A 9016-nucleotide genomic window follows, 5' to 3' on the forward strand; every position below is an offset into this window, starting at 1 on the left:
TCGATCCTCAATCCTCTTCCAGCCGACAGAAGGTGCAGCTGTGATGCCAGATCGGCTCAACCTCGACTCGGATCGGATTCTCGCTGGTGTAGTTGCCTTCGGTAATCTCCTGGATGAAGGTGCGCACCTGATCTGCAGACATACCCTTAGGCTTGATCCTGCCCACCTCGCGTCCATGGACTCCATGATGGCCCTCAGTCTTGTCGACGGTGGTTACGGCATATTCGGGATCGCTCTCACTGTCTCCATCGCCCAGATAGAGATGATTACTGTAATAAAAACCATAGCAAATGGGCCAATGGTGATTGGTCATGGCCTCAACCAGATCGTCCTCGCTTTCAAGCTCTTTAAACGAGAACACGCGGTCAGGATGCTTCATCATCTTCACCTTTATCCATAAAATACTAATTGCAGACCAGAATTAAATAGTTTTTCAGCTAATCATCTGACAAAATCTATAAGCTGGCCGATCCATTCTCCTGAATGAATGGCGGGCATTAAGCATATCAAAACAAGACCTATGGCCAGGCTGCTGCTTTTAGTTCTCCTGGCAGCAGCGCTAACAGCAGGCTCTGCATCTGCAGATAAGGTTGATATCGATTCATTCACCAGCAGCTCCATCAAGACCTATAGCTATAAGATTATCAATTCCTATCCGCATGATCCCAATGCCTTCACTCAGGGCCTGGAATATGACGACGGCCTACTGTACGAAGGGACTGGGGGGTACGGCCAGTCCAGCCTACGCCGGGTCGATATCCAGACAGGCAGGGTTGTGGACATAGTCCACCTGGAGGATGAGTTCTTTGCCGAGGGCATAGCCATCTGGAAGGACAGGATCATCCAGCTTACCTGGCGATCTTTTCAGGGCTTTGTCTGGGATAAAGAGAATCTAACCCGAACTGGGAGCTTCTCCTACCGGAGGGAGGGGTGGGGGATTACGTCGGACGCATCCAGGCTGATCATGAGCGATGGATCTGATGCTCTTTATTTTCTTGATCCAAATGACTACTCACTGCAGGGAAGCATAAGGGTCACCGCCGATGGTGAGCCAGTAAAAGGGTTGAACGAACTGGAGTACATCAACGACATGATCTATGCTAACCTCTGGCCCAGCACCTGGATAGCGATCATATCCCCGGATACCGGCGAGGTGACTGGAAGGATAGATCTCTCCGGGATCATGGATGAGGGCGGCATCCCGAAAAGAAGGGTGGATGTATTGAATGGCATAGCCTATGATCCATCAGAAGGCCGACTCTTTGTGACGGGAAAGCTCTGGCCCAGCCTCTTTGAGATCGAGCTAGTAGAAGATTCAAACGAGCAATTAAATCAACAATAAATTGCGGCTGGGCATCATTGCCTAGCTCTGGCCCAGCAGCGGATTGCAGGCTGGCAGCGCCCGATCACAGCCAGACTGCATTGCTTAATTGTTTCCCATTTCCATTTTCAACCGTTCGACTTTTCTACCTATAATAAAATTGGGGCTGATTTTTCATCATCTGCCCGAAGGCCAGCCCCACAAAAAGCCCGGCGATATGGGCCATATGGGCGATGTTATCCGCAGAGCCCATGAAGAGAAAATCTATCAGGGCAAAGACCACCACTGCCCAGCGGATGCTCATCGGTATCACGAAGAAGAGGAGCACCCGAATCTCCGGAGCGATTATGGCCAGACATCCCAGAGCGCCGAATAACGCGCCGCTCGCTCCCACCATTCCCACCATTGAACCGCTGGTGACCACCGTCTGAGCCAGGGCAGCCACAATGCCGGACAGTATGTAGATCTGCAGGAACTTTCTCCCCCCAACCCTTCTCTCCAGCTCCATGCCGAAGAAGAAGAGGAAGAGCATATTGAAGAATAGGTGATCGAAACTGAAGTGGACGAACATATGGGTGAGAATCGTCCAGGGCCTTTCGACCACAAAATGGGGAATGAGGACCAGGTAGTCATACACGAACCCGCGGGCTACCAGGCTTAACAGGAACACCAGTATGCAGATCAGCAATATTATGCCCGAATAGGATACGGGCATCAGGGCCCCGATGCGATCCTGCCAGCTAGCGTTGGGAGCCGTTGGATATCCCCATTCGTCCCTATTTCTGTAGTCCTCTCTTCTTCCCGCCCGTGCCAGGAGCGGTCCAATCCCACCCCATCTCTCCTGAGCAAGCCTTTTCCGGGCGAACCATGAAAAAGAGGATAGATTCGACTGCATTTGCACCTTATACCTCACAGAATCACTCTTTACTCGGTAACATACTGGCCATCGCGCAGCACTATCACATAATCGGCCGAATTTCTCAGGGCCACAGAAAATCCAGGCTCCGCTCCAAATATTATGGTCTCTTTGCCATGCTCCATGGCCTTCATTAAAACCGGCTTCAGGTCCGCATCGCGGGTGACCAGGGCCAGGGTGTCAATGACTGGATTGTAGATCATATCCACACCCTCCACCGCCATCCTCACATCCACATCGCTGGTGCAGATCACCGGCTCAAACCCCTGATTCTCCACCGCTTCGACCAGCTTCTCAGATGCATACTGATTCAAGAATACCTTGCCCATCTTGATGTCGCCATAGTCCTTCAGGATGTCCCTGATCTCCTCCAGGTCCATCTGGAACTCCTTCCTGAGCATATTGGGCCCATCCACCAGAAGGCCGATTCTCTTTCTTCCCTTTTCCTTTCTCGAGCCCAGATACTTCATTATATGCTCGAAAGGCACAGTCATCCGATCCATGTTGACCCTTTTCTTGATGTCATGACCTGATTTCCAGTCTTCATCCCTGCGCATGAACGTCTCGGCCTCAGGAGTTCTTGGCCTCAGAGGCTCTTAATGCAGGACGTCTCAATCATTTTAGGTCATTTCAACGGATGTTATAAATTCGTTTGGTATTAGTGGCGGTCTGCGCCGCCACCTCCTGCGGCTCTAGCCCCTTTATCCTGGCGATTAGCCGGACGGAATCCAGTACATTTGCCGGCTCATTTCTGCCCTTGCGAGGGGAGAGGAAGGGACTGTCCGTCTCTACCAGCAAATGATCGAGGGAGACATTCCGGGCCAGGATCTGATGATGTCCGGATCGGCAAACGTTTGTGGCCAAAGATATGTAGTATCCCCTATCCTGGGCCTCTTTCATGGTGGGAAGGGTGCCGCTGTAGCAGTGGAAGACCACACGGTCCAGATGCTTGACCATGTCCAGAGCAGGCTGTTCTGCATCCCGGGAATGGATGACCAGGGGCAGGTTCAGGGACTCGGCTATAGCGATAACCTTTTTGAAGATCTCTGCCTGCCGTTCTCTGCTGGGAGCATCTTTAGTGTGGTAGTAATCCAGGCCTGCTTCGCCTATTCCCACTGCCTGGCTGGCGTTGCTCTCGATCTGATCCAGGATCATCTTGATTTCCGGATCGTTCTTCCCGTCAATTGAGTTCGGGCTGAGGCCCAGGGTGGCAGAGATGAAGTCGTAATTCTTTGCCAGCTCCAGCGACTTGCTGTTGGTGGAGTAGTCCACGCCGGAGTTGATCATCCTGACCACTCCCGCCTTCCGGGCGTTCTCCATCACCGCTTCCCGATCTTTATTGAAATGCTTGAAATCCAGATGGCAATGCGAATCGATTACCCCACTCAATGTCATCTGTACGTTTCCCTGCATATTTCCTTGGGTAGTTCCCTGCATATATCTCTGCACATCCCCTATCATTGATTTAGCGAGCAGCGGCCTCCTCCAGCAGCATCAATCTATTGATGGCGCTTACCAGGGCCTCCACCGAGGCCATGACGATATCCTCTCGTGCCGAGCGGGCGCTGACTCTCCTGCCCCGGTCATCCTCCACCCCGATCACCACCTCCGCCAGAGCATCGGCACCGCCGGATATGGCCTCGATCCGGAAGTCGCAGAGGTGTATAGATGTATCGCTATCCAATAGTCCCTGTACGGCATTGACCGCAGCATCCACCGGGCCCACCCCCGTATTGGCCAGGACCTTCTCCTTCCCCCTGACCATGGCCTTAACCGTAGCGGTGGGAGTGATGATGTTCCCGGTCATCACTGAGACCTCCTTGAGCACCACCGCCTGGCTTTCTTTGGCCACATCTCCTATGACCACATCGGCTATGGTCTGAAGATCGATGTTCCCGACCTGCTTGCCCTTGTCGCCCAGCTCCTTGATCCTCTCTAAGATCTCCTGAAGCTGCTCATTAGACGGCCGGTAACCCGCCTCCTCCAGGACCTTGGCCACGGCATGCTTTCCGGTATGCTTGCCCAGGACTATCCTCCTTTTATGGCCCACCATCTCCGGGGTCATTATGCCAGGCTCGAATGTCTTGCTGTTCTCGATAATCCCGTGGCTGTGAATTCCGGACTCATGGGAGAAGGCGTTCTCACCCACAATAGGAGCAGTTATGGGTATCTTCACCTTGGTGAGCCGCTCAATCATCCTGGCGGTCTCCACCAGATACTCGGTCTTAATGCTGGTCTTGGCGTTGTAGATGGAGTGCAGGCCCATCACCACCTCCGCCAGGTTGGCGTTGCCCGCCCTCTCCCCCAGGCCGTTAACGCAGACCTGGACCTCCCTTGCACCTGCTTCCACTGCAGCCAGGCTGTTGGCCACCGCCAGGCCGAAGTCGTTGTGGCAGTGAACATCCACCACCATATGGACATCGTCGCAGATGTCCTTGACCAGCCGGTAGAATGAGGAGGGGACTGCCACTCCGACCGTATCCGGTATATTTATAATATCGCAGTGCACTTCCTCCACAGCTTTAAATATGCGATGCAGGAACTCAGGCGATGTGCGGGTGGCATCCATGGCCGAGAAGAGGCAGGTCCGTCCGTTATCCTTCACAAGCTCCACCGTCCTCATTGCTCCCTCTACGATCTCATCATGGCTCATCTTGATGGTATGAGCGATCTGAATATCGGAGGTGGGAGAAAAGACATGGACCAGGTCCACATCAGCGTCAAGGCAGGCCTGGGCATCCTTTTTTACTATGCGGGAGAGGCCGCAGACCTGAGCCTGCAGGCCGGATCTGGCGATCTGGCGGACGCTGTCAAACTCGCCCTTTGAGGAGACGGGAAAACCGGCCTCGATAACATTCACTCCGAGTTTGTCAAGCTGCCGGGCGATCTGGATCTTCTCATCCGTGGTGAGAGAGACGCCAGGAGTCTGTTCTCCATCGCGAAGGGTGGTATCAAAAATGCGCACTTTTTCATTAACAAGCGAATGAACGTCGTAGAAGACGATTCCCCACAGAGGTTTCATGTGTCATAGATTGAGCAATGATATCCTGCCCTATAAAACCTTTGCCGGCCAATACACCGGACGACGTAGAGCAGCTTAAGGGAAGGCTAGGTCTCAGATGCTTCTTTTTATGATGAAAAGGATGAAGGAATAAATTGGCCTCTTCGCAATTATGTGGATGAGATCCGGCAGAAATTTTAGCCTCATTTCCTCTCCGTCCCTGTGGTTGGGTCAAAGCATCGCGGTTCACCACAGAGAAAAAGAGGCTATAATCTCCGCTGGGCCCACGCATATAATTCAGCGAAGAGCCAAAAAGAAGAATATGCTATAGCAGGACATTCTTCCAGATTCTCCTACACTTTATAAGAACGACGATCCCATAAAGATGCGCCTCTGCTATAGCCTCCATTGCCACTACCCCTGGTAGCCCAGCATCTTTGCCTTTTCCCGGGCCTCCTGGGCCTCAGGTCCCCGATCGGCCATATCCAGGGCATTGGCCTTGTTCACCCAAGCCTCCACGGAACGGGGATCGATCTGGATGGCCCTGTCAAAGCTCTGGAGGGCACCAGCAACATCCTCATATCCAAGCACCATAGCGATCCCCCGATTGTTCCAGGGCTCCATGTAGCTGGAGTTCAGCTCAACGGCCCTATCATAAGCCTCAATGGCACTGTCATACTGCTCCAGTCTGGCCAGAGCCAGGCCCAGGTTATTCCAGCAGACGGCACAATCAGGGTGCTGCTCCACTGTCCTGTTCAGAACGGCAACCTCTTCGCTATAGTTTCCCAGTTTGTTTAAGGCCAGAGCCTTGTTATACTGAAATCCGATCTCATCGGGATCTATTTCGATAGCCCTATCGAACCACTCTAAGGATTCATTGTACCTTTCCATCTCCACATGGCTGATCGCCAGGCCGTTCCAGGCATCAGAATTCCCCGGTTCCAGCTCAACTGTTCGATTATAGGCCTCAATGGATTCGTTATATCTGCCGGAAAGGCGCAGAGCCATTGCCCTGCCATACCAGGCATCGGCATTGATGGGATCGATCATGGTGGCTCTGTAGAAAGACTCGCTGGATTCAGCTGCTCTTCCCAAGGTGAGCAGAGCCTCACCCTTCTTGATCCAGGCATTGGCATTGATCGGATTCAACTCGGTGAGATTCTCATAAGCAGCAAGGGCATCACTGTGGTCTCCCTTGCTCATAAGGGCCAGCCCCAAGTTTAGCCATGCTTCCTCACTGCTCTTGTCCAGCTGCGCTGCCCTTCGAAAAGAGTCTACAGATTCGTCGTCTCTGTCCAGCTCTGCCAGGACCAGGCCCCGGTTGAGCCAGACGTCAGAGAGATTTCCATCCATTGATGCGGCCATATCCATGGCCTGCAGGGATTCATTGAACAATCCCATATTGGCTAGGCTGATTCCTTTGCTGAGCCAGGACAGGGCAACCTCTGGTTGAATAACTATTGCCTCGTCAAAAGCGGCAATCGACTCATTGTACAGGCCCAAATTAGCCAGGGCCAGTCCTTTGCTGTACCAGGCCAGTGCCTGCTGGGGATCGAGGCGGATGGATTCATTGTAGGCATAGAGAGCTTCTGAATACCTGTTCAGGCCGACCAAGGCCCGTCCCTTCTTTATCCAGATGGAGGCACTGGTGCTATCCAGCTCAATGGATTTATTATAGCAGTCAAGGGCGATTTCGAAGGTGGAGTTCCTTAAGAATTCATCCCCTTTTTCCAGCCAGTAGTTGGCTGTGTATTCTTCGCTGCATGAGCATACAAAGCACATGGATTGCGTTAAAGCGATCAGAATGAAGATGGTAAAGGCTTTGATATGAGTTCCTCCTGTGAATTCGGTCCTCTGAGGATATGGATTCATCCTATTTGAGATCTGCCCTTTCCATCTAAAGTTCTTTTCCCAGGGATGTAGTGGTCAGCTTGACATGCTTTACCCCCTTCAAGGCCATCATGCTCTCCGCTGCTTTCCTGACTTCCGGACCATCCCCTCGGAGAACCACGACCTCAAGGCATATGTCCTGGTCCAGATGAACATGCAGGCTGGACTGAATTATGCTGCCGAAATCGTGCTGAATCTCGGTGAGATTGTCCATCAGGCCCCGTTGAGAATGGTCGTAGAGGATGGTGATCACTCCCACCCTCTCCCCTTCCACGTCGCTCATCCATTCGAAGTTGACTATATAATTTCTTATGGCATCTCTAACGCCCTCAGAACGAGAGGAATAGCCCCTATTCATTATTATCTCATCGAACTTATTAAGAAGATTCTCTGGCAATGATATGCCTATTCTCATCAGGTCTTGCTCCATTTTTATCGCAAACGAAATGATGGTATTACTTAGTAATAAGCCTATTGGAATAGAACCTTAAAAAGGTTAATTTATTTCTGCAATAGATCTATTGATATAAAATTTATATGAATATTTAAGAATAATCGCAAGTTTTATATGATAATTATATTTATTAGTAGCAAAAGAGATGAAATATTTATGAGACGCGTTCTGAGCAAGTTGATATCAGCTCCGATTCACAAAATTGGCGCTCCCAGTATTGTGAAGTCTGCCAGCATCTGTGGGATATTCAATTCGGACAGTCTTCTATCTGTGAAGAGGGCCTGATGAGCTTTTGGACCGATCAGTGGAGGAGCTTCATCAGAGAGACCAGTTATCTGCACGATCTTGGAGAGGAGAAGATCTCCAATGATCAATTCTGGAGGGGATACGGGATCTATGACCAGGCTCTCAAGCACTCCGGCTATCCAGGAGAGGTTCTTAACAGGATCATATCCTTTATCAAATCCGGCTCGACCCTCCTGGACATCGGAGCAGGCACGGGAGCCTTTGCCATTCCCCTCTCTCATCTAACCACTGCAACTGTTGCCCTCGATCCCTCGGCATATCATCTGCAGATCTTGACTGGCAAGGCCAGAGAAGAGGGCCTGACAAACATCGCTATAATCGAGAAGGAATGGAAGGATGCGAGGCCGGGAGAGATCAATGAGCTGATCGAGATGAATATCAACTGCCGGAACGGTCGGTTCGATCATCATGAAAATGGATTGCTAGAGAAGATAAGCCGACCTGAAGTTGACTACGCCCTTGCCGCCTACAGCCTCTTCGACGAGGAGATAGAGGGCTTTCTGGCTAGGATGATCAAGATCGCTCGAGAGGGCACTTTTATCGTCTTTCGGGGCAGCCCCCCAGACTCATTGAGCGAATTCGCCTATGGTCCCAGGCCCCAGGCTAACTACCTCTGCCTCTATAACATCCTCAAAGATATGGGACATCAATTCGATGTGATGCTATTCCCCAGAGATTATCATCTTCCTTTAGAGATGGTGCAAAAACAGTATCGTTTCAGCAATAGGAAAGCAGAGGAGATCGCCGATCACCTGCGGTCGGAAGGGCGGCTGCACGAGAGGGAGGACGGATTGTGGGCCTCCTTCTCGAGCAAAGACGCTTTGCTTTATCTTTTAAGATAGAGGATATCAGAAGAATGTCTCTGGCAGGAAAAAGAGAGAAAGCCTTCTGGGGCGGGAACCTCGCGAGGACTGTGCCAGAGGTGGGGCCATTGCAGTGTGATGCTCCTGGTGCCCAAGGTCATCATCAGAGACGAGCATAGGCTATAATCCTGCAGAGCGGTGCCATCCGACGAATCCTGATGGGAGAAGACGCATGGCCGCCTCCAGCAAAAAAGAGGCTCCTCGCTATTTGGCATGAGTGAACTTGAATCGGAAACTCTCTGTATCTTTTTGCCTCTGTGGTGAA

At 51.6% G+C, this 9016-nt stretch carries 9 protein-coding genes; 2 read left to right on the top strand and 7 right to left on the bottom strand.

Annotated elements, in window-relative coordinates; all coding sequences use genetic code 11:
• Positions 1 to 7: 7 nt before the first annotated feature.
• Positions 8 to 379 carry a hypothetical protein gene (locus BP822_RS01595; protein WP_013719946.1) on the bottom strand — a complete coding sequence of 124 codons (372 nt, stop codon included), beginning with the start codon at positions 377 to 379 and terminating at the stop codon, positions 8 to 10.
• Positions 380 to 487: 108 nt separating this feature from the next.
• On the opposite strand from BP822_RS01595, the gene BP822_RS01600 reads away from it, so the two are divergent.
• On the top strand, positions 488 to 1342 hold the full coding sequence (locus BP822_RS01600; protein ID WP_286877580.1) for a glutaminyl-peptide cyclotransferase: 855 nt from the start codon (positions 488 to 490) through the stop codon (positions 1340 to 1342).
• 124 nt (positions 1343 to 1466) lie between these two features.
• Here BP822_RS01600 and BP822_RS01605 read toward each other — a convergent pair whose 3' ends face one another.
• The 6 genes from BP822_RS01605 to nikR all read right to left on the bottom strand — a co-directional run bounded on the left by BP822_RS01605 (position 1467) and on the right by nikR (position 7558).
• The gene (locus BP822_RS01605) at positions 1467 to 2216 is read right to left on the bottom strand and encodes a rhomboid family intramembrane serine protease (RefSeq protein WP_286858105.1); all 750 of its coding nucleotides are present in this window, start codon (positions 2214 to 2216) and stop codon (positions 1467 to 1469) included.
• A 29-nt stretch (positions 2217 to 2245) separates the two neighbouring features.
• Positions 2246 to 2731 carry a TIGR00288 family NYN domain-containing protein gene (locus BP822_RS01610; protein ID WP_013719954.1) on the bottom strand — a complete coding sequence of 162 codons (486 nt, stop codon included), beginning with the start codon at positions 2729 to 2731 and terminating at the stop codon, positions 2246 to 2248.
• A 136-nt stretch (positions 2732 to 2867) separates the two neighbouring features.
• Positions 2868 to 3650: a TatD family hydrolase gene (locus tag BP822_RS01615; RefSeq protein WP_273270699.1), complete on the bottom strand. Its 783-nt coding sequence runs from the start codon at positions 3648 to 3650 to the stop codon at positions 2868 to 2870.
• Between the two features lie 52 nt (positions 3651 to 3702).
• Positions 3703 to 5259, bottom strand: a complete 1557-nt coding sequence (locus BP822_RS01620) for a 2-isopropylmalate synthase (protein ID WP_013719956.1) — start codon at positions 5257 to 5259, stop codon at positions 3703 to 3705.
• Between the two features lie 393 nt (positions 5260 to 5652).
• On the bottom strand, positions 5653 to 7110 hold the full coding sequence (locus BP822_RS01625; protein WP_273278367.1) for a tetratricopeptide repeat protein: 1458 nt from the start codon (positions 7108 to 7110) through the stop codon (positions 5653 to 5655).
• 25 nt (positions 7111 to 7135) lie between these two features.
• Positions 7136 to 7558, bottom strand: coding sequence for a nickel-responsive transcriptional regulator NikR (gene nikR / locus BP822_RS01630; protein ID WP_273278368.1), 423 nt, complete (start codon positions 7556 to 7558; stop codon positions 7136 to 7138).
• 308 nt (positions 7559 to 7866) lie between these two features.
• Here nikR and BP822_RS01635 point away from each other — a divergent pair, with 308 nt between their 5' ends.
• The gene (locus BP822_RS01635) at positions 7867 to 8730 is read left to right on the top strand and encodes a class I SAM-dependent methyltransferase (protein ID WP_013719959.1); all 864 of its coding nucleotides are present in this window, start codon (positions 7867 to 7869) and stop codon (positions 8728 to 8730) included.
• Positions 8731 to 9016 lie beyond the last annotated feature (286 nt).

It is taken from the genome of Methanosaeta sp. UBA458, from assembly GCF_002496085.1.
Classification (GTDB): domain Archaea; phylum Halobacteriota; class Methanosarcinia; order Methanotrichales; family Methanotrichaceae; genus Methanothrix; species Methanothrix soehngenii.